Raw genomic sequence first — 23,874 nt, 5'->3', positions numbered from 1 at the left:
GAGCGAAGATTGTGCAAAACACTGCAATTCAGGTAAGAGATCTCCAAAAATCATACAAAAAGCTCAATGTCTTAAAGGGCGTGAATTTCAGCGTGGAGCAGGGCAGCATTTTTGCCCTGCTTGGCTCCAACGGCGCGGGCAAGACCACGCTTGTCAAAATCCTCACCACGCTGCTCAAACAGGACGGCGGAACGGCCATCGTCAACGGCTTTGATGTGGCGTCACAGCCAGACCACGTGCGGCAAGCAATCAGTCTGACCGGGCAATTTACCGCCGTGGATGAGATGTTGACCGGGCAAGAAAATCTGATCATGATCGCCAGGCTCCGACGCCTCAAACAGCCGCGCCAGGTGGCCGACGAGTTGCTGACCCGCTTCGGTTTAATCGATGCTGCCAACCGCAGGGCCTCGACGTATTCAGGCGGGATGCGCCGCAGGCTTGACCTGGCCATGAGCCTGGTGGGAACACCACCGATCCTGTTCCTTGACGAGCCGACCACCGGGCTGGACCCCGAGGCACGCATCGAGATGTGGAAAGTCGTGAAGGAGCTGGCTGATGGGGGCATCACCGTCTTCTTGACCACGCAGTACCTGGACGAGGCGGAACAGCTGGCTGATCGCATTGCCATTCTCCATGAGGGCAAGATTATTGCTAGCGGCACGCTCGCAGAGCTCAAACAGCTGTTTCCCCCTGCTCAAAAGGAGTATGTGGAAAAACAACCGACTCTGGAGGAGATCTTTCTGGCCATCATTGGCAAAAAGGAGGAACACTAAATGGAAGCGATACAGAAACAGGAAACCATACAGAGGCACTTTTTCAGCGATATGAGCGTGATGCTTGGTCGTTCTATGCGCCATATTTTCCGCAGTATGGACACCATTATCACAGTCCTGATCACGCCTATTGCGATGATGTTGCTGTTCGTGTATGTGTTTGGTGGCGCCATTCAAACCGGGACAGGCAATTATGTCAATTACTTATTACCTGGGATTTTACTGATTGCGATTGCGAGCGGGATAGCCTATACGGCGTACCGGTTGTTTAACGATGTGCAAAAGGGGATCATTGAGCGCTTCCGCTCTATGCCGATAGCCCCTTCCACCCTGCTGTGGGGACACGTGCTGACCTCGCTGGTCTCCAACGCGCTTTCGTTGGCGGTTATCATCCTCGTTGCACTGATTATGGGCTTTCGCTCGTCGGCGGGCATTCTGCCATGGCTGGCCGTCGTCGGTATTCTCGCGTTGTTTACGCTGGCGTTAACTTGGCTAGCGGTGATTGCCGGATTGAGCGCCAAATCGATGGAAGGGGCCACCGCCTTTTCGTATCCGCTGATCTTCCTGCCCTTTATCAGCTCGGCGTTTGTGCCGACCAAATCGATGCCACTGGCAGTCCGCGTCTTTGCCGAAAACCAGCCCGTGACGGCGATCGTGAACACCATCCGTGCGTTGCTATATGGACAGCCCGTGTCTCAGGAGATCTGGGTGGCGCTTGCCTGGTGCGTCGGCATTCTGGTGGTGGCCTACATCTTTGCGATGAGGGCCTATCAAAAGCGCGTGTAAACAGAGGGCCTTCTCCGAGGAAAGAAGTTCACACCATCTCTCCTCTTGCTCGACACGTTCAGCACGTCCATATGACAGAGAGACGACAGGATGTACATTTACCTTCAATCCCAGGCTGACGATGGGAGGCCTGCTGATGATGGCGATACAATGACTCTGTTTCAATGAATTCTTTGAAATCCGGTCTTGTTTTTTGAGCTGCCCTTTTTCATCTTCCAGGGAGACACCGATGATCCGTTACAAATCGGGCGCCTGCAGGCCGTGCATGCCCAGGGTCAGGGAGACCTCGCCGCCGTGGTGGATATCGTGCTCGATGAGGTGCCAGATGATCCACTGGCGGGTGAAGGTCTCTGGCTCGTCGCCAGGATCGTTCTGGTAGGTAATATGCCAGTCCTCCTCTGTCCAGCTGGAGATTGCTTCGTACATGACACTCCAGGTTTTCTCCAGTCCATGGACCAGTTCGGCGGCGCTGCGTTCAGGCGCATCCCGTCTATCCCAACCTCCCATGCTAATAAACTCCTCGTCTCCTACCCCCATCATCTGGTGGAACCAGCGCGCACGGCCTCCGATGATGTGGCGCAGGATGATATCGATTGAGCGCAGGCTGGGATCGGCGCGCTGCGTCAGCTGTTCAGGGGTCAGGGGCGCGATGGCTTTAATGAGTAGATTCTGATAGTTCTGCCAGTTTTCGTAGAAGACCGCGAGGGTCGAGCCATTCTCGGGCATGGATTCTAATCCTTTCAATGAGGCTTATGGTATTGTTCTTACATCTTTCCCTTATTGTACCAGGGAAAGCGGACATCATCGCTCCTGTTAGTGCTTAACCTGATTATGATTGTGAGGGACTGGCTGCCTGGCAGGTGCCAGGCAGCCAGTCCCTCACAATTTTATTTTCCCTTGACAGAAACCGGTTTCTAACTTATACTTTTCACAACAACACAGTTGTTTACTAGGAGTGTATCGCGAAGAAGCGGGAGCGTGGGCATGCAGAAAAAGCTGACCATTCAGGATATTGCGCGCCTGGCAGGCGTATCGAAGGCCACGGCATCGCGTGTGCTGAACGGCAATCCATCCGTGAATGGCGAGTTGCGCGCGCGCGTTATGCGCGTGGTTGAGGAACATGATTTTGTGCCTAATGCTACCGCGGTTAGCCTGGCGGGCGGAAATACGCACCTGATAGGGGTGCTGGCTCCTCCCCTGGTCTGGCCCGCTCTACCCGAGATTATACGTGGCGTCGCCGAATATATCGAAGATAGCGCGTATGAAATTGTCCTCTACAGCATTAACTTTGCCAATGCCGAGTGCAATCACTCTGAAGTGGTCAAGCGTATTTTGAATCTGCACCTGGTCTCCGGTCTGCTCGCGATCTTCACAGATGAACTCATGCCTCAGATTACCCGCCTCGCGCAAGATGGTTTGCCCATCGTCCTGATCGATGACCAGGAGGAGCCTGGACACATCCCCTGGGTGGGTATTGATAACAGGGAGAGTGCTTGCACTGCGGTCCGCTATCTATTGGAACTTGGCCACACACGCATTGCGCATATTAGTGGCCCACAGCATTACTACTGGGCGAATGAGCGCTATAGGGGCTACTGCCAGGCATTGCAGGAGGCAGGGATCGCGCCTGAGCCTGAACTGCTCCTTCAGGGCGGTTTTGAGCCACTGCATGGTCGCCAGTGTGCCAAGCAATTGTTCTCACGTGAGCGGGCGAGCTGGCCCAGCGCCATTTTTGTCGCCAATGACCAGATGGCCTATGGCGTACTGGAGTACGCGGAGCAGCAGGGAATCCGCGTCCCAGAAGATGTGACAATTGTGGGCTTCGATGATAACCTGCTCTCTGCCTATACGCGCCCTCCTTTAACCACTGTGCACCAGCCCTTCTCTGAAATGGGTCGCAGAGCCACCGAGCTACTCTTGAACATGATCGACCCCCAATACCTCGCTGGCCCAAAAGCATCGCAGCAAGTCCAGGCGCCAACAGATTTCCCCCGGCTCTCCGAGCGGGATCAACCTGTGCACCTGCAACTACCAACCAGCATGGTGATTAGAGCATCCAGCACCCAGGCATCCCTGTCCGTCAAGACTTAGAAGCCCTGTGGTGTACCCATCTACCATAGGCGCGCGATAAATCGGGCGCCTATGTAGTGTGTAGCCTGTAGACTTGTCACATAGTCATCATGTTGTCGTGTTTTTTCGTTGTAATGTTTTAGCCGGAAAGGGGGTGGTTGCAACCACAAACAAGCTGTATCTAGCAGCGATCTCGCGTATGACCCATCTCCGCGATAGCAGAGTTGAAGGCACAGGAGCTGTGTCAATAGCTCAAATACAAGGATGTTGATTTGCTATAGCCGATAATGTCATCGGAGAAGGAACAATCCATGCAAAACAATTTTGTTTCCTCGCGACCGCCAGGACGGCGGCGCACCTTCCACATCGCGGCACTCCTGCTTATTGCCGCTCTGGTTTTCGCCGCTCTAAGCTTTTTCCCCTATGGTAAGACGTCAAGCGCCCAGGCTGCTACCTGGAACCAGGTCTTCAACGAGGATTTCAATGGGACCTCTGGTACTGGTGTAAATACAAGCGTCTGGAAGTATGATACTGGCACGGGCTGGGGTACGGGCGAGATTGAGAACATGACCAACAGTACATCTAACGTCTCCCTGGATGGAAGTGGACATCTCGCGATCACCCCAAGGCGCGACGGGAATGGAAACTGGACCTCCGGGCGCATCGAAACGGTACAGGATAACTTTGCCGCGCCCGCTGGCGGTCAGTTGAAGATTACCGCCTCGCTGCAACAGCCCAATGTCTCTGGCTCGGCGGCTCTAGGCTACTGGCCTGCTTTCTGGACCCTGGGAACTCCCTATCGCACAGACCAGAACTGGCCCCATGATGGCGAGGTTGACATTATGGAAGATGTCAACGGCCTGAGTTCAGTGTATGGCACGTTGCACTGCGGCGTCTCGCCCGGCGGTCCCTGCAATGAAACCTCGGGTATTGGCAGCGGTAAGCGGGCGTGCTCGGGCTGTCAGACCGGCTATCATACCTATACTGAGATCATTGATCGCAGTGTCTCCCCAGAGCAGATTCACTGGTACCTGGATGGCGTCAACTACTTTTCGGTAAGCGCCTCGCAGGTTGACGCGGCTACCTGGTCCAGTGCCGTCGATCATGGTTTCTTTATCATTTTCGATCTCGCCATCGGCGGTGGCTTCCCCAACGGCGTCTCCGGCACCAATACGCCCACCTCTGCGACCCAGCCCAATGTGCCGATGCTCGTTGACAATGTCCAGGTCTTTACCTCGAGTGGGACGGCTCCCACGCCCACACCGACGCCTGTTGGCTCTACGCCCACACCGACGCCCACACCCAGTGGTGGCTGTACGGGAAGCACTTTCACCCAGGGTGCACAGAGCGTCAACTCCAGTACGGGCCTCCTCTGGTTCCAGCCTTGTGGCTGGACGGCGGGCTATGTGATCGTGCATTATATCGTGGGCAGCAACACACAGCAGAACGTCTACATGAGCTATAACAGTGGCACCGGACACTGGGAGTATAGTGTTGGCGGCTTTAGCGCAGGCAAAACTGTCCAATACTCCTTCACCTACCAGAAGAGTGGCCTCCAGTATGATACTGGCTGGTACACCTGGACGCATCCATAGCCGGGTTACCGAAGGTTCTTAACAGAAAGGGAGCCGGGAGAGATCCCGGCTCGCCTTATTCTCGTAGTTTCTGTAATTGAGGGCGACTTAGTAGATAGGTGAGGGAAATAACCGACCCTTACATGACCTACATTTATTATACTCCGGGATATTAAACAATTAGTGCATTGTCATGGATAAATGCAGATTAGCTTCTCTCGCTGGTAGAATGCTACCAGGCAGTCAGGAGAGAACCAGAACGAGATGCCCTATGATCCACCCAACCAGGCGGCCTGGATGAATGGAAGCACCAATGACTATGCGGCCTATAAGGTTGGCGATTTCGTATGTTTTTAGCCAGGGCCCGCTACTGGCGTACGCGGCTACTGGGGCTGCGCGGCTACTGGCGTGTGACTAACTGGTTGGCTTAGGGACAAAGGAATGTTCCTACTTCAGTGCATGAAGGGAGTTTATGCGATGCCTCAACCTGTCATGGGCAAGCGGGCTGATCTTCCTCTCGCCGCTCGTTCGCATTCTGATGCTCGTGCTCGCGCTCGTAAATGTTTGAAGGGGCTGGCCTTCAGCCTCGCACTCTCTACAGTTCTCGTAAGTTTGTTGCTAGCCTCGCCTCTCTTTACCTCGATCTCCCGGGTTCATGCTGCTGCTACCCTGCTCTCGCAGAATCAGCCCGCGACAGCCTCCTCGACGGAATCGGCTGGTACTCCTGCCTCGGCTGCCGTGGATGGCAATACAGGCACGCGCTGGGGGAGTGCCTTTAGCGATCCACAGTGGTTGCAAGTGGACCTGGGCGCGACGGCCTCCATTAGCCAGGTAGTGCTGAACTGGGAGACCGCGTATGGCAAGGCCTACCAGATCCAGGTCTCCAGCGATGGAACCAACTGGAGCAGCATCTACTCCACTACGACGGGGGCAGGTGGAACGGAGACGCTCAATATTTCTGGCACGGGCCGCTATGTGCGCATGTATGGGACGCAGCGCGCGACTGGCTACGGCTACTCGCTCTGGGAGTTCCAGGTCTATGGAGCGCTCCAGGGGGCGGGCTGCGGCACAACCAATGCCGCGCTGAATAAGTCGGCGACGGCCTCCTCCATCCAGAGTAGTGACCTGGCGGCAAGCAACGCCGTTGACGGCAATACAGGCACGCGCTGGGGCAGTGCCTCCAGTGATCCACAGTGGTTGCAGGTCGACCTGGGTAGCTCCCAAAGCATCTGCAAGGTCGTCTTGCAGTGGGAGGCCGCTTATGGCAAGGCCTATCAGATTCAGGTCTCCAATGATGCCAGCACCTGGACAAATATCTACTCGACCACTACAGGGGCCGGTGGCACCGAGACCCTCAACATCTCTGGTAGCGGGCGCTATATCCGTATGTACGGCACGCAGCGCGGAACCGGCTATGGTTACTCGCTCTGGGAGTTCCAGGTCTATACCGGTGGCACATCTACCACGCCCACGCCAACCCCAACGCAGCCTGCGGGCTGGACCCCCGTCTGGAGCGCCAATTTCACGGGCTCGGCAGGTAGCTCTCCCTCCGCGAATGACTGGACCCTGGATACCGGAACGAGCTATCCAGGCGGCCCGGCCAACTGGGGTACTAGCGAGGTCGAGACGATGAGTAGTTTGACCAGCAACGTCTCCCTCGATGGCAGCGGTCACCTTAACATTACAGCTTTGAACTCCAATGGCTCATGGACCTCGGGCCGCATCGAGACGAAGCGCAGCGACTTCGCGGCCCCCGCGGGCGGCCAGATGATGATCTCGGCCTCTATCAAGCAGCCTAATCCCGCCAATGGTCTGGGCTACTGGCCGAAGTTCTGGCTGATGGGCGCCGATTACCGCAATAACATTTCGTCCTGGCCCTCGGTAGGCGAGCTGGACGTCATGGAGAATGTCAATGGGCGCAGCCTGGAGGCCGCGACCATGCACTGTGGAACCGCACCCAATGGCCCCTGCAACGAGTATAATGGCAAGACCAGCGGCCTGGCGACCTGCTCCGGCTGCCAGACCGACTACCACACCTATTCTGTGATCATTGACCGTACCCTCTCGGACGAGCAGGTACGCTTCTACCTGGACAACCAGCAGATCTGGATTGTGAGCGAGAGCCAGGTTGGTGTGAGCACCTGGCAGGCGGCCATCGATCATGGCTTCTTCATGGTCTTTGATCTCGCCATCGGCGGCTCCTTTCCCAATACGGTCTGTGGCTGTACCTCGCCCAGTAGCGCCACCTCCTCGGGTGGAACGCTCAGCCTGGGCTCGCTCTCTGTCTCGCAGAAGACTGGTACCCCGCCAACCCCGCTTACGACGCCACCTGTGCCCACAACGCCCAGCGTCGTTCACGTCACAGGTACCCAGGGGAACTGGCAACTGAACGTTAATGGCTCACCCTACCAGGTCAAGGGCCTGACTTATGGACCTCCTGCCGCAGCTGCCGATGCCTATATGCCCGACCTGAAATCGATGGGCGTAAATACCATTCGCACCTGGGGGACGGATGCTTCTTCCAAGCCTCTTCTCGACTCAGCGGCGGCCTATGGCATCAAGGTTGTCAATGGCTTCTGGCTTAACCAGGGCGCCGACTACCTGAACGATACGACCTATAAGACCAACACCCTCAATGACATCAAGAACTGGGTCACGACCTATAAGGATCATCCAGGCGTACTCATGTGGGATGTCGGCAACGAGGTCATTCTCACGATGCAGAATACCTACTCAGGCACGCAGCTTGAGCAGGAGCGCAACGCCTACGCGCAGTACGTCGACCAGGTTGCCCAGGCCATTCACGCCATCGATCCCAATCACCCGGTGACCTCGACCGATGCCTGGACAGGAGCCTGGGCGTATTACAAGGCCAACTCGCCCAACCTCGACCTCTACGCGGTCAACTCCTATGGCGCCGTCTGTTCGGTCAAGCAGGATTGGATTAATGGTGGCTACACCAAACCATACATCCTCACCGAGGGTGGTGCCCCAGGCGAATGGGAGGTTCCCAACGACGCCAATGGTGTGCCCACGGAGCCAACAGATGTGCAGAAGCGTGATGCCTATCCCAGCGACTGGAACTGTATCACGGGGCATACCGGCGTGGCCCTGGGTGGCACGCTCTTCAACTACGGCATCGAGAACGACTTTGGCGGTGTATGGCTGAATCTCTTAACCGGCGGTTGGAAGCGGCTGGCCTATCACTCGCTCAAGCAGGCCTATAGCGGGCAGAGTTCGGCCAACACTCCACCCGTCATCTCCAGTATGTCGGTGAGTCCGTCGACAAATGTTCCGGCGGGCGGCCAGTTTACCGTCTCGGTGAGCACCAGCGATCCCAACAACGACCCGGTCCGCTATAACCTGATGTTTACCCATAAGTACGTCGATGGAGGTACGGGGCTCTCCTACGCCACCTTTACTCAGACGGGCGCGGGAACCTTCTCGGTTACCGCTCCGCAGCAGATGGGCGTCTGGAAAGTCTACGTCTACGCCTACGACGGCCAGGGGAACGTTGGCATCGAGACAAAGTCATTCAAGGTTGGCCCGCCGCCGGTAAACGGGACCAATGTGTCAACTGGCAAGCCCACGACCGCCTCGTCCTACCAGGCAACGGGCACTGGCGCGCCCTTCCCGGCGTCGAACGCGACCGATGGCAACTTCTCGACGCGCTGGGCAAGCGACTGGAGCGATCCCCAGTGGCTTCAGGTTGATCTCGGCCAGGTGACTTCGATCAAGCACATTCAACTGGCCTGGGAGAGCGCCTATGGCAGTGCCTACCAGATCCAGACCTCGAATGACGGCACCAATTGGACGACGATCTACTCAACCACCAGCGGTGACGGAGGCTTCGACGACTTCGATGTCACCGGCTCCGGCAGGTATGTACGCCTGTACGCCACGCAGCGTGGCACTACCTATGGCTACTCCCTCTGGGAATTCGGCATCTACGCCTGAGCCTATGATAAGAAAGCGGGACGGTAGACCTCTTGAGGTCTACCGTCCCGCTTTCTTATGAGGTATGAAGTCATCCTCCAAAGATGTTTGGTAAGTTTGGGAGAAAAGTGGAGGTAGAAGCACCCATAATAAGAGGATTTTTGCCTCCCAAATCAGGCAGAGATCCTCTTGTGCTTCTGGAAAAATACTCCTGATGCTTCTCTTTCTGGTGGATGGCGGGAAGCGTGTTTACGTTTATGCTTGGAGCATGAAAACGGACACATGTCATAAACATGTTATTTGAAGAGGAGAGAGCAATGTCTGCAGAAATGACACGAACGCTGGGAAGAAGCGGCATTGAAGTGAGTGCGCTGGGTATGGGCTGTTGGGCGATTGGCGGGCCGTTCTGGGCGGGCGACCTGGCCTTAGGATATGGCAAAGTAGACGATGCGGAGTCTATTCGAGCTATTCAGAGGGCGCTCGACCTGGGTGTGACCCTGTTTGATACGGCCGGGGTTTATGGTTGTGGGCATAGCGAACGTATCCTCGGCCAGGCGCTAGGAAAGCGGCGCGCAAATGTGCTGATCGCTACCAAGGTTGGGGACCAGTTCGACGAAGAAACACGCAGAATTACCGGCGGTCTGGATGATCCTCGATCAGGCGTTCGTCGGGTCTGCGAAGAGAGCTTACGCCGCCTACAAACGGATTATATCGACCTCTACCAACTCCATTTTAATGACTATGATCTTGAGAGGGCCGTAGAGGTGCGTGAAGAGATGGAACAACTCGTGGCGGAGGGAAAAATTCGCTATTATGGGTGGAGCACGGACGATCCAGAACGCGCGAGCCTTTTCGCCCAGGGACCGCATTGTACGGCCATTCAGCATACGCTCAATGTCTTTGAGGACAATCCCGCCATCTTAGCGGTGTGCGAAGAACACAATCTGGCGAGTATCAACAGGGGTCCCCTGGCGATGGGCGTGTTGACCGGGAAATATACCTCAAGAGAGCAGATAGGACAAGAAGATATTCGACTGTCTGACTTTTCGTGGAATTACCTCAATAGCGAACGCTTACCAGGATTGTTGCAGCGACTCGACCAGGTTCGCGAGGTCCTGACGAGTGATGGCCGTACGCTGGCACAGGGTGCTCTGGGCTGGCTCTGGGCGCGCAGCGGGCATACTATCCCTATCCCCGGCTTTAAGACTGTCAAACAGGTAGAGGAGAATGCCGCAGCCATGCAGTACGGCCCACTCAATCAGGAACAGATGCGCCAGATTGATGAGCTATTGGGGAGTGCCAGTGGAGAAGTAGCGGGCAGAGCTTAATGAGGCTGTGAATCTGCGTTTCTTTGAGAAATTGAGCCAGCTCCCCTGGAAGACAAGCATGAGTAGGGGAACTGGCATTTCAAAAATCCCGGCGGCGTGAGTTGGCTTCTGTTGACAGCAGGAACGTTCAGTGTTTATGCTGTACTCACATGGGTTAATAAGTATCGACGGGATAAGAAAAAACGATGGCACGAACCACCCCACGAGTTGAACAGGAAGTCCTGGTACTACCAGAGAACAAAAAGACCTCGGTGCTAGTTGGGTCGCAGCAGTGGTATTCCTGGCTGACTGAGGAGGAGAATCGGTCCTTTTTCTTTGTGAATGAAATTGGTTCTTTTACTGCGCGTAAGGAGCGCCGACGACGGGGAGGGTGGTACTGGATCGCCTATCGCAGCCAGGGCGGGAAGCTAGCCAAGACTTATATTGGACGTAGCGAAGATCTGGGCCTGGAGCGATTACGCGAGGTAACTTCCCGGCTAGTGAGCCAGTGGAGAAGCCAGCACAACACGACCTTGTTGAGTCAGAGTCAGCCACTGGTTGCGACCACCTTTCTTCCTCCTCTGCACGCGAACAGGATGATCGAACGGCCAAAGTTGCTGGAACAGCTCGATCAAAGCCTGAGCGTCAAATTCACGCTGGTGACAGCCCCGGCTGGCTTCGGAAAAACAACGCTGTTGAGCAAGTGGTACGAACGCTTCAGGCAACAACGGGGAGACGAAAGCACCATCGCCTGGATCACGCTGAGTGAACGAGACAACGATCCCACCCGTTTCTGGAGGATGGTCTGGCATGCACTGCAGGGAGAACAGGCAAATACGGATTTTGATATTGCTGCCTCGCTCGCCTCGACCCCCCAGATGCCGCTGGAAACTGTTCTGGCAACCTTGGTGAATACTTTGGGGAAGAGGCCAGCTGGTATCCTCATCCTCGACGAGTATCATGTGATCACGCATCCACAGATTCATGAGGGCATGAACATGCTCCTGGCCCATCTCCCAGCCAGCATGCATCTTCTTCTTGCTAGCCGGAGTGAGCCACCGCTGGCCCTGGGACGAGCCCGCTTGTATGGGGAACTCGTCGAATTGCGTGCCAGCGATCTCCGCGTAACGCCAGGCGAGATCAGATGTTTTCTGCATACCTGCACCGACCTGGAGCTCTCGGATGAGGAACAGGCTCTCTTGGAGCAGCGGCTCGACGGATGGATCGCGGGCTTGCACCTAGTCGGTCTAGCCATGCGAGGGCAACAGAGACCAGGCGAAGTGCTGACACGTTTGAGCGGGAGTCAGCGTTCTCTCTTTGATTATTTCGCCGAAGAGATTTTCGCCCAGCAGCCGGAGGTTGTGCAGCATTTTCTCCTCTCGACCACCCTGCTGACGGAACTTACCCCTCCTCTCTGTGCCGCCATGTGTGATGACGAGAGAGCCCAGGGCAGCGTAGAGCGTGCCCGGCGTCTGCTCGACACGCTTGAACGTGCCAATCTCTTTCTTGTCCCGCTGGACGAAGGACGCCAACGATATCGGTATCACACCCTCTTCCGCGAATTTCTCTGCGAGAAATTGCAGCGTAGTCTGCCTGATCTCGTCTCACACCTGTACCGGCGAGCAACAGACTTGTATGAGCAGCAGGGCATGAGGGAAGAGGCGCTTGAGTACGCCCTGGCCGCGCAGGACACCGAGAGAGCCAGGCGTCTGCTTGAACACATGGGTGAGGAATGGCTGTGGAAAAAAGGCGAGGTGGCAAGGCTGCTGGCCTGGATACAGAAACTTCCTGTCTCAGCGCGTGAAAGGTATCCACATCTGGAGATGCTGTACGCCTGGGCCCTACTTTTGAGTGGACAGAGTAACCTGGAGGAGGTCAAAACGAGGCTTGATACCATTGAGAGGCGAAACGAAGAAGCGGCAAAAGGTGCGCTGCGAGGGGAGATCATGGCTCTGCGCGCCAGGCTTGCCGCCTTTCGCAATGATCTCCCGCAAGTGCTTGCTTTCTCCCAACAGGCCCTGCAGGTGCTGCCGAAAGAACGAGCGCTGCTGCGTGCCGATGTCGCCTTTGGCCTGAGCGGAACATCCAAAAATCTGGATGAGTCTTACCGCATGCTGGCAGAAGCTCAACACCTCAGCCTGGCTCTGGGCAGCCTGCGCACCGCCATGTTTGCCAGCCGATACCTGGCCGCGACCTGTATGGATCAAGGCAAATTGACCGAAGCGGAGGCCATTCTCCAGCAGGCTCTGCACATCACGGGAGATACGGAACAACAACGCGTGCCAGTCGCGGGCTTCATCCATATTGGGCTGGCCGAACTTTTCTATGAGCGCAATGAACTTGCTGCAGCCCGGCGTCACGTCCTGCTAGGTATCGAGATGGGTGAGCGCTGTGGTGAGATCAAATCGCTGTTATATGGCTACTGTCTCCTGGCCCTCATTGCCGCGGCCCAGGGGGAGATCGAGCAAGGATGGCGCGAAGTGCGGCGGGCAGAGCAGATCGCGCTCATAGGAAATGTCCCCTGGCTAAGCGAACGCATAGCTGCCAATGCCGTTCACCTGGCGCTCCTGCAGGGGGACCTGGGAAAGGCAAAGTGGGTGCTGCACAAACGGGGCATCGACGTAGAGCAAGGGAGAGAACACGCTCCAGGCCAGGTGTGGGATGACGAATTGCTCGCTCTGGCCAGAGTCTGGCTAGCCGAAGAGAAGTATGACGCCGTGCTCAGCTTGCTCGAAGTGGTGGGGGCAAGGGCACAGCAGAGGAAACACGTGAGAAATGTCTTCGTGGCCCAGGCGCTACAGGCGAGCGCCTTTTTGGGATTGCAGCGACGCCAGCAGGCCGTGCAAATGCTTAACGAGACGCTGAACCTGGCGGGACCAGAGGGCTACCTGCGCACCTTTCTTGATTTGGGGGAACCGCTGCGAAAACTCTTGCGAAGACTTGAGAGAGCGGGAAGCGCCAGGGGATACGCGCACACACTGCTTGGAGCGTTCGACAAAAACCTCGATCCGCCCGCGCGCCCTTGTGGCTTGAGCGAGCGTGAGTATGAAATCCTTCAACTCGTCGCCAGAGGCATGTCGAATCAGGAAATAGCCGACACGCTGATCGTCGCAGTCAGTACCATCAAAGTCCACGTCAGGCATCTGTGCCAGAAACTAGACGTCCAGAACCGCATCCAGGTGGTTGCAAGAGCGCGCGAGAAAGGGATAGTATGATTCCACAAGAGAGCAGGTGCGAGCGCCAGGATAACATGTGGATACGTTATGGGCAACTGGCGCTCTTTTAGTGAGAGTGATGCCGATGTGGCTGATTTGGGTAAAGGGGATCTTTGATGCTCACCAGGTATAGAAACTTGCCAGACCATATGTTCCCAAGGCCAGGGAAAGCTCGCCTCCATGATGGATCTCATGTTCAAGGACATGCCAGACAATCCACTGTCGGGTGTGCGCAGGCTCTTCTTCTAGCCCTTGATCCTGTAGCCATGCCTGATGAGAGGCCGGGGGTGAAATAAGCTGTTCCAAATCAGCGGAAGTCCAGCGGGTCATGGCGGAAGACATTACGTGCCAGGTCTTCTCGAATATGGCGACCAGCTCTGCTGCCTCATACACAGCTTGCTCGTCCCTGCTCCGCACCTCATGCCAGTGAGCCATATCGGCATTTTCTTCCCCCAGCCACCTGGAGAACCAGGAGACGCGTGCATCGATCATATGGGCGAGAAGTTCTCCGATTGACAAGTAATGTGGTGCAATAGGGAGGGCAAGTTGTTCGGATGAAAGCGATGCGATGGTTGCGACGAGGGCTTGCTGGTAGTTCTCCCAACCTTGTTGGTAAAATGTGACGATGGGAGATGCCTGTTCTGTCATGGATGTCTGCTCCTTGCTTCCGATGATGTGTTCCCATGAGCGGGAGTGTGAGTATCGTAACATAGAGGAGAGGCCAAAACTTCTTCGATCTTGCTCTTCGCGAACCTATAGTCCCTTTGCCTAAATGGATATATAATACTTTTTCACTCTCGGCTTAAGCCGAGCTGGCGGGCTTTGATGATGGCCTGGGAGCGGTTACGGGCGCCCAGCTTGGAGAAGATATGGTTGATGTGGGTCTTAACGGTAGCTTCACTGACGAAGAGCGTGGCGGCGATCTCAGTGTTGCTCTGTCCTAGCGTGACCAGGCGCACGACCTCCAGTTCGCGCGTGGTCAGCCCCAGTTGCTCTGCTACGCTTAAGGGAGTGACTTCTGGGGCCGCTGGTCGAGTTTGCAGGCTGGCAAGGAGCTGAGCGGCGCTCGATGCCTGTAGAAGTACCTGGCCGCGCGCCACGGCCCGGATGGCGGTACACAACTCCTCCGCGCTGCAATCCTTGAGCAGATAGCCGGAGGCGCCAGCTCGCATGCCCTCGATCACCAGCTCAGGTGTATCGAAGGTGGTCAGGAGCAGGATGCGTGGCCTCTTGAGCGCCTGTTGGAGAACGCGCTCGGTCGCGGCAATGCCATCGAGCACGGGCATGCGAATGTCCATCAGGATGACATCAGGTTCCTGGCTCTCGGCGATCTGGAGCGCGCTCAGCCCGTTCTCGGCCTCGCCAACAAGCTCGATGTCAGGTGCACCCTCCAGGATGATGCGCAGCCCCTCGCGCATCAGGCGCTGATCATCAACGATGAGAACGCGAATTTTTTCCTCGCTCACGCTGTTCTCTCTTTCTGCATAGTGTTTGCAACAGGCGGTTGTAGTGGTAGGTGCAGCGTGACTGTGAAGCCACCTTCGACTGCTGGTCCGGCTATGACCTCGCCGTCCAGAGCCATGGCCCGCTCGCGCATGCCCTCGATTCCATGATGTCCACCTACATTAATACTCTCAGTCCCTTGAGCTGTTTGAGCGCTTCCTTGTCCATTATCGTGTACCGCCAGGCTAAGATTGGTATCTTGCCAGCGGAGGGTGATCTCGGCGGCCTCGGCTGTACCATGGCGATGGGCATTGGTCAGCATCTCGCGCAGGGCCTGGTGCAGCGTCTCCCACTGCTGGGCACTTACCTGCTGGGGCGCGCCACTTTCGCTGAAGTGGCAATGAATGCCGGTACGCTCATTAAAGGTGCTGGCGAGCAGGGAGAGGCTTTCGCCCAGGTTCTCGCTCCTGGCATGTGCCGCTGGCTGTACTCTGAGCAGGCCAACCACCTGGCGACTCTCGGTGATGCTCTCGCGTAGGAGCGCCGCCATATCATCTAGCTTGCTCGCCAGGCGCTCGGGATTATGTGTGAGCAGGTGCCGAGCCGCCTGGAGCTGGATTGAGAGCACTGCCAGGGAGTGCGAGAGGACATCATGAATGTCGCGTGCGATTCGCGTCCGCTCATGCTCGGCCGCCAGCTCCGCATTGCGTGCCATCTGCTCCTGTAGCTGCCTCTGAACCTCGTGCAGGCGTACGACGAGCCGGTATTGCGCACGCAAATTTAAGCCAAACCAGCATAGTGCCCCCAGGAGGATGAGATTAAAGACGGAGACGCCTGCATAGGCTGGCTGTGGTAGGGGGAGAAAGCTCAGCATCCCATTGGTGAAGGCGAACGCCAGAATGCATAGGCTCACCAGGGGCAGGGACCAGCGACGCGGCAGGCGGAAGCAGGTGATCACGCAGAGCGAGTAGAAGCCTACATTCCCCCAGGCGCCCGGAAAGGCGAGATTCAAGATACTGCCCAGACCAAGCACGGTCAGGTAGGCACAGACGACTAGCAGACTGTGCTTAAGCAGCCTTGTAACAAGCATCAGCGCGAGAATGCCCGCGAAGAGCAGTTCCATCAGTATAACTGTTGCGGCGGACGCGTGCGTGCTGAGGCCAATAACGACCAGAACACTTACAAGGATCATATCCGAGGTTAGCGCTATACCTCGCCCAAAGGCAAAAGGGACGCCTGGTCCCAACTGGACAGCGCGCCACCAGCGCCAGCGCCAGGCTGGCCGTTCTTCTCCGGATATGACCTCAAATATTGCACTTTCCGGTAACAGGTTCATAGCCGCCTTCTGCTACCTTTCTCATACTCGAATGTACCCAAAGATACCTCCAAGCGGTCAGTTGTTCCTGCTTCCTCGCCGACTGCCATGGCACGGGAACCTTTGAATCAGCCCTCCCGTTTCGGTCTCACACCAGCTCCACAGGCACTTTTCCGTCCGGTCGTAGCCACTACCCAGGACGGCCAACTTTAGGCAAGAAGTTGGCGAAGCATCTCTCGCGCAAACCATTCCAGATTGTAGAGTAGACGGCCAGCGAGGTTCTGTTTCCAGACCTTTTCTGTCCGTCCCTCTCCGAACCTGGGCTTGCACCCTTTCGATGCACCCGGCTCTCCAGTTTCTTGTCGCTTCGTGGAGGTAGGCGTTGCGCATCTCGCGCACCGCTCCGTTCACGAACAATACTCCCTGCTTCCCTTCCCCTTGTATCAAGCATTACCTTGATCATTTGAGTACTATGAAAGCTCCGTCGTCATAGGCTCGCACCCGTAGACGATCCCGCATTTGCGCATATCAAACGTTGAGTACGTGTAGGTGCCCCGTTCGTTTCCTTGAACCAGCTCATTGCTGGTCGTTCATCGGAGAGAGTCTTCCGCACTCGCCATCAATAAGTGCGTATTCCGATGACATCGCCACAGGTATGTTGCGATGAGCCAACGCTTAGACCACTGGAGACTAGGGTTCAGCCAATTCAGGTTTCACCATGCGTACAGGACTTGCGGTGCATCACAGTACATACCTTCCTGTTTAACCGCGTTCCCGACATGCTAATTTTCCCTTTGTGTTTCCACGCCAGGTAAGTTGGGCGCCCTTGAGGTTCTTACTCTCAACCTCATCTCCCTCTGGGAGAAATTTGATATGTACCGAAGCGGCGCACCAAGGCCGCGTTCAGGTCTCGGTCGATGACCAGCCCACACATCTGACACTGATACGTTCGATGCTTGAGAGGCATGCGTTTTTTGACGTGGCCGCACCCCGAACAACGTTTGGTGGAGGGGAACCAGCGAGAGGCCATGAAGAGGTTTCCGCCAGAAGCCGCCACCTTGGTTTTCAAGAACTGCAGGAGTTGTCCCATCGCCGCATCCGCAACGGCGCGGGAGAGCTTCCGATTGGCCATCATTCCCAGGATATTGAGGTCTTCAATGCCAATGGCTCTGCACGTTCGAGCGAGTTCGGTCGTGAACTTGTGCTGGATATCCCGGCGGATGTGAGCGATCTGCTGGTATTTCCGCGCCACCTTCAACCGCTGCTTCTGATAGTTCCGGCTGAAGACCGTTCTCTTGGTTTCTGGATCGTGGGTTTTCTGTTTGCGGCTGAGCGTTCGTTGCAGCTTGCCGAGCTTCTTGAGATGGTGTGCCAACGGCTTTTGGTTCTCAAGCCTGCGTCCATCCGAAACCACAGCAGCCTGCTTCACGCCCACATCCACTCCCACCACCGGTTCGGGCGTGGGAGGTCGCTCACGGGTAACCTCGACCTGGATGCTCACGTACCAGTGCCCCGCTTCGCATGACACGGTGGCCCCTAGAATCTTGGTCTCATCACACAGGACGTGTTTGCGTCGCGTGCGCTTCTTCGTTGGGACGGAGGCGTTCCCCTGCGTGACAAAGCGCAGCTTTTCTGCCAGGTTGACCGTTCCCAGTTTCCGTCTGAGCTTTCCTCGATCCTTCTTGACCTCGCGTTGGTCGAGGATGAAGCGGCCCAAGCCTGCAATGGCGATCCAATGACTGCCGAGGGTCACTTTGTCATTGGACAGATAAAACGATTCGTGGGACTTGCCCTTTTTCTTGTACTGAGGATAGTTGGCCCGTCCGGCAAAGAAGTTCCTGTAGGCTTTTCCCAAATCATCAAAGGCTCCCTCCACCACACACTTGGTCACGTCATACGTCCAGGGATACGCTGTTTCTCGCAGGGCATGGAACTGTTTTTTCAGAGCCAGGGCGTTGGGTGGGTTGAGCACGCGCTCCCCTTCGGGAACAGCGTCTTGCTCCAGCTTGTACGCCTGATACTGCTTTTCCCACTGTTCCCGTCCCCAATTGTAAATGAAGCGCTTTGTGCCACACGCTCGCTTGAGATACTCAATCTGTTCCGGTGTCGGGTTCATCCGGATCTTGTGCGCGGTTTTCATCCTTCAGTGCTTTCTCTCACGCTTTGCGATAAGAACGCCATCCATACACGTTGCAGCAAGGTCTGCTTCGGAAGAGTACCGTCGCCCGGAGGCGGTTCGCTTCACGAGTCTTTTGCCTTCCCCATCCCAATGCTGCAACGTTTTCACGCTCACGCGAACGTGTTTGGCAACGTCCGAGATTGAGTATCTCCATGAAGTGTAATGCACTTTTATACACTTCGTCAAGATCTAGTAAACACCTCCTATTGAAGCGATAGAAACGCCTTTCTCTATTGTATCGCATTGTAGAGTATCTCATCCGCATTAACATCCACCCCAGGGTTGAGATTATCCACGCGCAAACCTCAACCCTAAGTCATCCCTGGCGCGGATGGAGATTTGCCTGTTTTCTTCTACACTTACCAGCAGAAACAACAAACCTGAGTAATGGATTTACAAAATTGAGGGGAGGTGCAGGAGGAGACCCTCCTGCCGGGGTGTGGGGTGTCCCCACATTCTTTTCTGCCTTGCCGCCGTAGGCGGCAGAAACAACTTGTATATGTTGGCAGATAATTTAAGAACAATAAAGAAAGGATTCTAACAATGGAAGAGACTTTCGAGTATGGAGAAAAGCAAGCGAGCCATTCTGAGGCAACATCTCAGCTTAACAGACCAGTTCCTACGCCTTTACTAGTGTGGCTTACCTGCGGAACGCTGGGATCATTGCTTTTCGCGATCACCTACCTGATTGAGGGGGCCACACGTCCCGATTACAACGCCTTACAGCAGTCGATCAGCTCGCTGAGCCTGGGGCCTGGCGGCTGGGTTCAGCAAGTCAATTTTATCGTCTTCGGCTTGAGCGCCATCCTGACTGCTATCGGCTGGCGCGTATTCCTCAAAGGCGGTGTGGGAGCGACCTGGTATCCGATTTTTCGCGCCTTGCAGGGCGTGGCCCTGATCGCAGATGGCATCTTCTCACAGGACCCGGCGTTTGGCTATCCCAAGGGCGCGGTCCTCGTGCCTCCCACGCTTCACGGGACGCTACATGTCATCTTTGCCTTCATCTCTCTTATATCCATCGCTTCAGGTTTCTTCGTCCTTGCCCGGCGCTTTACCCGGGAACCCGAATGGCGTGGCTGGGCCACATGGTCAGTAATCACAGGAATCTTAACGATTGTCTTTATCACCACATTCGGGATACTCAATGGACAGCATAGTGAGATCGCTGGCCTCTTTGAACGCCTGTCTACAGCCGCCGCCACCATCTGGGGTATCATCTTCTTCATTCGCCTCTGGACTGGCACTGGCTTTGGAGCGTTCCGCCGAGATTAGATTCTCTTCTATGGCACGACGCTGCTAATGCAGTTTTAATAATTAATCCGCTAATGGACACGCTCAACGTTAGCGGATTAATTATTAAAACTGCATTAGCAGCGCAACCTGTGACTCGTTCTCTACACTTGATCTCACCTGGCGCGTAACATGCCAGGAGCCATCCCCTCCGTGATGATGAGCAAGACATCCTGGGCCGTTTGCTCTGAGGTCTTTGTGGTCGTTCCCCGGCTCCACTGGACCGCCGCGCCGAAGATAGCCCAGCTCGCGACCTGCGCGGTCGTTTCCAGCGATACTTGCCTGTGCGTCGTCCCTTGCCTCGCCTGTTTCAACCACGCCAGGAGGAGGGCTGCCAGTTCCTCCTGTATAACCCTTTCGAGCAAGGCGTCCCTGACTGGCGATGGATAGCAAGCGTGAAGCAGCTTCTCGAATCCCTCTAGCACAGTCTGAATGAGCAAGCACAACGTGTCCTTGTCCCAGCGCGACAAGGGGGGAAGTCCGTCTAGTATGAGATGCTGAACCTCCTCGCGGAGCAGCGCCTCCAGCAAGTCGTACTTGTCCGCGAAGTGCGCGTAAAAGGTTCCTCGATTGACGTTGGCACGCTCGGCAATATCCCGAATGCTCGTGGCACTGAAGCCCTTCTCTTTCATCACATCAATGGATGCCTGCCGCAACAACTGGCGCGTTCGCTGGACGCTCCGGTCCATGCGCTTCGTAGGGGTCGTCATGACGCTTGCTCCTGTTCCTTTACTGCTGGGTAGCGACCCGACAGATTGACTCTTTTGTTCACTTTCCAACACACATCCGCGATTGCTTATTGATCGCGCGCTCTCTTCCCCCTAGTATGAAAGGCAGCAGTTGAGAAGTCAAGCAGCAGCGATTGGACAAAAGATAATCTTAACAAGCATACAAGGAGGAGATATGAACGCTGAAACTATGAAGGCCATACGCATATATAAGGAAGGAGGGCCTGAAGTCTTAGTGTATGAGGACGTGCCACGTCCTACGGCGGGACCGGGCGAGGTCCTGCTGCGCATTCATGTCGCGAGCATTAATCCCGCTGACTGGCGCGGGCAGAGGGGCTTTCCCGACATTCCGGAGAAGTTCCGGCCTCGCGTCGCCCGTCCGAGTATTCCGGGTTTCGATGCCTCTGGCATTGTCGAGGCGGTGGGACCGGGCGTGAGCGAGTTCCGCGAGGGCGACGCCGTCTTCGGCATGATCCGCTTCCCCGAACGGGCCTCGACCTACGCCGAGTATACCACGGCCCCCGTGACGCAACTGGCCCGCAAGCCAGCGACCATCGATCATCTCCAGGCGGCGGCAATCCCGATGGCTGGATTGACAGCCTGGCAGGAACTCTTTGACCAGGCAAATCTACAAGCCGGGCAAACGGTCCTGATCAACGGCGCGGCGGGCGGCGTCGGTCACTTCGCGGTCCAACTGGCAAAGGTCAGGGGAGCGCGGGTCATCGGAGTAGCGTCAGGCCGTCACGCCGACTTCCTGCGCGACCTGGGCGTCGATCAATTCATCGACTACACAACTACACCTGTAGAACAGGCGGCGCGCGATGTCGACCTGCTCATCGATATGGTAGGAGGCGCGAACAGCGACAGGCTGCTCGCTACGCTCAGGCGCGGTGGCACGCTGATCCCGGTGAACTTCAACTACTACACGCCCGAGCGGGTCGCCGAGGCTGGCGCGCTCGTCAAGGGCAAGCGAGTACAGGTCAATGTGGGCCAGCTAGCCGAAATCGCCAGGCTGGTTGGTGAGGGACGCGTGTGTGTCGCCTTCGAGACGATTCTGCCGCTCGCGGAGGCGCGCAAGGCACACGAGATCGCCGAGGCGGGCCATGTGCGCGGCAAAATAGTCCTCCGCGTCATCGAGTAAGCTATGTATGAGGAAGCGTGCGGCAGAGGATGTTCACGCTCCCTCATATGATCGGTACAAAACACTGGTGGAGAGCTGTTGTAATACGCGCTGGTTGGGAATATCCCCATAGGATATGCTGGCCCAATTAAAGATCTTCCCCTGCTTTTTCACCACTATGACCGTCCTCCCGAATTGTATCTCCTCGACCTCGTTCCAGGGCAGAAACTTCGTGTTGTAGGTAAGGCCAGATAGATCGAGGGTCAATGGCCCAAAGTAAAGTGGTTGCCCCTGCTGATAGGAGGCCCGCGCTTGCGGAAAGAGCAGGCGCGCGGTCTCCTCCTCGATCATGCTTCCCAGTTTTTGATTTGTGCGGAAGAAGAAACCAAGCTTAAACTCGCTGCCATCTTTCCGCTGAAGAGTGTAGGAGTGCGTAATACTATTTTTGTTCCGCGTCACCTTATGCCAGACAATGGCTATCTCCTCCCAACGAACGGCCTCGACGCCATTGGTACGCACCGCAAGCAGCCCGTGCTCATAGATATATATGCGCCTGTTGCGCCCTCTATAGAGGACAATTATGACCGTAAGGCAGCCCAGGATGACCAGGCCACAGATAGGAAGCCATATGGTGGCGAATGAAGCATCGTTGATAGGATGGAGATAAAAGTTTATAAACAGCATTACAATAGGAAACGAGCTCCAAATGAATATATACACCCAGATATTGGGCGTGAATTCTTTATGTAGTTCCCCTAGTTGATAGGTCTCTGCCAGCCCTTGAGACTCATAGAAGCGTGAATCTAATGGTGTAGGTTTCATTCTTTCCTCATCTGCACAGAAAAGGGCAGGATAGGTATATGCTTGCACGCCTTTTCTTTCTATTACTTTCTAGTAGACGCAGATCCTATGCGAAACTCAAACAGTGTAGGACAAGCCTCGGCGCTAATAAATTACGCGCCTACATATGACGTTCGCGCGCGTTTTACGTGGTCGCGTGTCATATCATTTACACGCGACCCTAGAACGGTAACGGCATATGTAATATGTAGACGCGTGCTTATGCAGCGTCGGTCGAGAGCACGAGACTTCTCCTTAAAGAGTCGCCCACCCGGAGCGCATCTCCCAGTGCTTGCCAGCCTGTAGATGCTCGACGACGGCTTTCTCCAGCGTTGTGCGCGTCGGTAATTGATCGACAGACGGCGTCCCATCTTGTCTGAAGACGAACCAGATCACGTCCTCATCGCCGATTTCGCCGCCGGTAACAAGGTGGAAGTGTCGCTGGAAGCGCACGATGTTGGCCGTGGGTGGGAGATAGTCCGCAAGTTGGGGATCAAGCAGCCATGAGTTACAGCGCGCAAAGAGATATTGTTTCTCGGGGAAGTGGCGGGCGAAGAACTCGCGGGCCCAGGCGAGCGAGGCGTCGCAGGCTGCCGGGTCTATTGATCCTCCTGATTCGGGAATATGGATGGAGAGCGCGGGCGCCTCAGGGAAGGGCTTGGGTTCGGGCAGACTATCGCTGTTCGCCTCATCATAGATTGGCCATTTGGGAGAGAAGCGCCACAGCTCAAACTGGAGGCGGCCCAACCGGTAGATGATCCCGCGAAAGTGTAGCGTCAGCCATATGTGGCTGTATAGGCCCGCGTTACCATATACACGCCGGTGGATGGCGATATGTTCACCTAGATCGGCAAGGGTCGCCCAGGAGACCGCGTCCTCAATGTCCCGCTCCTGGTGCCATTGGCGCACAGCAGGCACAGTTGCCAGGTAGACATAGATAAAGAAGAGCCTGCCCAAGGCTCCCAGGTGAGATGGGAGGCGGTGCCACTGACCATAAAGGGAGATATCCGATCTCCCCATGAGCGTTACCAGCTGCCTATGACAGTGTTGCAGCAGCCACCACAACTCTGGATTGCGCTCGGGCGAGGGCCAGTTGGCGCGCAGCTCCTCCCCAGCCTCCGGCGTGATGCACAGGCGCGCGAATAGCTCATCAATCTCATGCTCATCAGGTAAACTTGCGGGCAGCGTAGGCGCCCCAATACGCTCCAACTCCGCCAGCCAGGGCGCGAACTCTTCGCCCAGCCCCAGCCCGGTGCTTACAGCCTCTGCGTTAAGATCCAACCAGTTCATAACAACTC

General features: G+C 56.1%; 17 protein-coding genes and 1 pseudogene. 9 read left to right on the top strand and 9 right to left on the bottom strand.

Annotation, left to right across the window (positions count from 1 at the left end; all coding sequences use genetic code 11):
• The first annotated feature begins 11 nt into the window (after window positions 1-11).
• A complete protein-coding gene (locus JMJ04_RS25740; RefSeq protein WP_201373280.1) occupies window positions 12-773 on the top strand; it encodes an ABC transporter ATP-binding protein in 762 nt (253 codons plus the stop codon).
• On the top strand, window positions 774-1,559 hold the full coding sequence (locus JMJ04_RS25735) for an ABC transporter permease (protein ID WP_201370406.1): 786 nt from the start codon (window positions 774-776) through the stop codon (window positions 1,557-1,559).
• A gap of 237 nt (window positions 1,560-1,796) precedes the next feature.
• Here the strand turns inward: JMJ04_RS25735 and JMJ04_RS25730 are convergent, their stop codons facing one another.
• Window positions 1,797-2,285: a DinB family protein gene (locus JMJ04_RS25730; protein WP_201373279.1), complete on the bottom strand. Its 489-nt coding sequence runs from the start codon at window positions 2,283-2,285 to the stop codon at window positions 1,797-1,799.
• Window positions 2,286-2,543: 258 nt separating this feature from the next.
• Between JMJ04_RS25730 and JMJ04_RS25725 the strand changes: the two genes are divergently transcribed.
• The 5 genes from JMJ04_RS25725 to JMJ04_RS25700 all read left to right on the top strand — a co-directional run bounded on the left by JMJ04_RS25725 (window position 2,544) and on the right by JMJ04_RS25700 (window position 13,661).
• Window positions 2,544-3,650 (top strand): LacI family DNA-binding transcriptional regulator, encoded by a 1,107-nt coding sequence (locus JMJ04_RS25725; RefSeq protein ID WP_201373278.1) that lies wholly within the window; start codon window positions 2,544-2,546, stop codon window positions 3,648-3,650.
• Between the two features lie 290 nt (window positions 3,651-3,940).
• Window positions 3,941-5,224 (top strand): glycoside hydrolase family 16 protein, encoded by a 1,284-nt coding sequence (locus JMJ04_RS25720; RefSeq protein ID WP_201373277.1) that lies wholly within the window; start codon window positions 3,941-3,943, stop codon window positions 5,222-5,224.
• 456 nt (window positions 5,225-5,680) lie between these two features.
• Entirely contained in the window at window positions 5,681-9,160 is a 3,480-nt protein-coding gene (locus JMJ04_RS25710; protein ID WP_236038396.1) for a discoidin domain-containing protein, read from the top strand.
• A 296-nt stretch (window positions 9,161-9,456) separates the two neighbouring features.
• Window positions 9,457-10,467 (top strand): aldo/keto reductase, encoded by a 1,011-nt coding sequence (locus tag JMJ04_RS25705; RefSeq protein ID WP_201373276.1) that lies wholly within the window; start codon window positions 9,457-9,459, stop codon window positions 10,465-10,467.
• 185 nt (window positions 10,468-10,652) lie between these two features.
• Complete coding sequence (locus JMJ04_RS25700; RefSeq protein WP_201373275.1) at window positions 10,653-13,661, top strand: winged helix-turn-helix domain-containing protein; 3,009 nt, start codon at window positions 10,653-10,655, stop codon at window positions 13,659-13,661.
• A 120-nt stretch (window positions 13,662-13,781) separates the two neighbouring features.
• Here JMJ04_RS25700 and JMJ04_RS25695 read toward each other — a convergent pair whose 3' ends face one another.
• From JMJ04_RS25695 to JMJ04_RS25675, 5 genes and pseudogenes are all read right to left on the bottom strand, one after another.
• A complete protein-coding gene (locus JMJ04_RS25695; RefSeq protein ID WP_201373274.1) occupies window positions 13,782-14,309 on the bottom strand; it encodes a DinB family protein in 528 nt (175 codons plus the stop codon).
• A 143-nt stretch (window positions 14,310-14,452) separates the two neighbouring features.
• On the bottom strand, window positions 14,453-15,127 hold the full coding sequence (locus tag JMJ04_RS25690; RefSeq protein ID WP_236038394.1) for a response regulator transcription factor: 675 nt from the start codon (window positions 15,125-15,127) through the stop codon (window positions 14,453-14,455).
• Window positions 15,124-16,440, bottom strand: coding sequence for a sensor histidine kinase (locus tag JMJ04_RS25685; RefSeq protein WP_201373273.1), 1,317 nt, complete (start codon window positions 16,438-16,440; stop codon window positions 15,124-15,126). The genes JMJ04_RS25690 and JMJ04_RS25685 overlap by 4 nt, the downstream gene beginning before the upstream one ends.
• An 826-nt stretch (window positions 16,441-17,266) precedes the next feature.
• On the bottom strand, window positions 17,267-18,535 hold the full coding sequence (locus JMJ04_RS25680; protein ID WP_420799503.1) for an RNA-guided endonuclease InsQ/TnpB family protein: 1,269 nt from the start codon (window positions 18,533-18,535) through the stop codon (window positions 17,267-17,269).
• 78 nt (window positions 18,536-18,613) lie between these two features.
• Window positions 18,614-18,766: pseudogene (locus JMJ04_RS25675) on the bottom strand (MerR family transcriptional regulator); the annotation flags it as partial.
• A gap of 375 nt (window positions 18,767-19,141) precedes the next feature.
• Between JMJ04_RS25675 and JMJ04_RS25670 the strand changes: the two are divergent.
• On the top strand, window positions 19,142-19,870 hold the full coding sequence (locus JMJ04_RS25670) for a DUF998 domain-containing protein (RefSeq protein WP_201373270.1): 729 nt from the start codon (window positions 19,142-19,144) through the stop codon (window positions 19,868-19,870).
• Between the two features lie 134 nt (window positions 19,871-20,004).
• On the opposite strand, the gene JMJ04_RS25665 is transcribed toward JMJ04_RS25670, so the two are convergent.
• Window positions 20,005-20,598 carry a TetR/AcrR family transcriptional regulator gene (locus JMJ04_RS25665; RefSeq protein WP_201373269.1) on the bottom strand — a complete coding sequence of 198 codons (594 nt, stop codon included), beginning with the start codon at window positions 20,596-20,598 and terminating at the stop codon, window positions 20,005-20,007.
• A gap of 193 nt (window positions 20,599-20,791) precedes the next feature.
• On the opposite strand from JMJ04_RS25665, the gene JMJ04_RS25660 reads away from it, so the two are divergent.
• Window positions 20,792-21,757 carry an NADP-dependent oxidoreductase gene (locus JMJ04_RS25660; protein ID WP_201373268.1) on the top strand — a complete coding sequence of 322 codons (966 nt, stop codon included), beginning with the start codon at window positions 20,792-20,794 and terminating at the stop codon, window positions 21,755-21,757.
• Between the two features lie 33 nt (window positions 21,758-21,790).
• Here JMJ04_RS25660 and JMJ04_RS25655 read toward each other — a convergent pair whose 3' ends face one another.
• Both JMJ04_RS25655 and JMJ04_RS25650 read right to left on the bottom strand, forming a co-directional pair.
• A complete protein-coding gene (locus JMJ04_RS25655) occupies window positions 21,791-22,558 on the bottom strand; it encodes a DUF6585 family protein (RefSeq protein ID WP_201373267.1) in 768 nt (255 codons plus the stop codon).
• Between the two features lie 273 nt (window positions 22,559-22,831).
• Window positions 22,832-23,866: an acyltransferase domain-containing protein gene (locus JMJ04_RS25650; protein WP_201373266.1), complete on the bottom strand. Its 1,035-nt coding sequence runs from the start codon at window positions 23,864-23,866 to the stop codon at window positions 22,832-22,834.
• Window positions 23,867-23,874: the final 8 nt, after the last annotated feature.

The organism is Ktedonobacter robiniae (assembly GCF_016587375.1).
In the GTDB taxonomy this organism is placed as follows: domain Bacteria; phylum Chloroflexota; class Ktedonobacteria; order Ktedonobacterales; family Ktedonobacteraceae; genus Ktedonobacter; species Ktedonobacter robiniae.
The sequence above is the reverse complement of the archived record's forward strand: the minus strand, read 5'-3'. Positions and strand labels throughout refer to the sequence as shown.